Origin of the sequence: Photorhabdus tasmaniensis (genome assembly GCF_011189505.1) — a bacterium.
GTDB classification, from domain to species: Bacteria; Pseudomonadota; Gammaproteobacteria; order Enterobacterales; family Enterobacteriaceae; genus Photorhabdus; species Photorhabdus tasmaniensis.
This window is the reverse complement of sequence record NZ_PUJU01000193.1, coordinates 1-593: the sequence shown is the minus strand read 5'-3', so window position 1 is coordinate 593 and position 593 is coordinate 1. Positions and strand designations below refer to the sequence as shown.

The following is a 593-nucleotide window of genomic DNA, read 5'->3' as shown; positions in this document are numbered from 1 at the left end:
CCCCCCAGCCCCCTAACGGGGAGACTATCACCGGCGCAGAGGGATACAATGTGGTCAATCGGGCCGGCAGTGCCAGTGATACAGGGTGAATGCCGGGAACAGCTTCCACTGTACGCAACGGCGCATACAGACTCTGTGCGGCGTAACGGGTCAGGACCACCGGCAGCGGAGCCGTGTAGGACGGTTTTTGACGCCGGGCGGCCTGACGTTCACCGGCAGGAGAGGGCGACGTTGCTGACGTGTTATCCCCTTTGGCACCGTAGTGAACCTGGTCGTTGTCCGTCAACGTGGTCACGTCCCCGTGGTACACCACACGAACCGGCTCAAGGGGGCTTTTTCCATTGGTGGCGGTCACATCCAGCAAAATCATTTCACTACTTTCCACATCCTGAAGTTGCAGCCGGGTCTGAACAAACGTTTCACTCGGATACAAATACACTGCACCACCGGTACTTTGTACCCGCAATTTGCCATTCAACATCCCGGGAAAACCCACCCGGACATTTTTATCCACAAAAACCACCCGCTCCTGCCCAACATGCAGGGCAACCGGCAGCGGGATACGCTCCCACTTCATCAACTCCACGGCCTCA

At 57.8% G+C, this 593-nt stretch carries 1 protein-coding gene; it reads right to left on the bottom strand.

The features are described 5' to 3' along the window. Positions 1-593 (bottom strand): TIGR03749 family integrating conjugative element protein (locus C5471_RS23490; protein WP_166296642.1); only part of this gene is annotated, 593 nt, incomplete at both ends.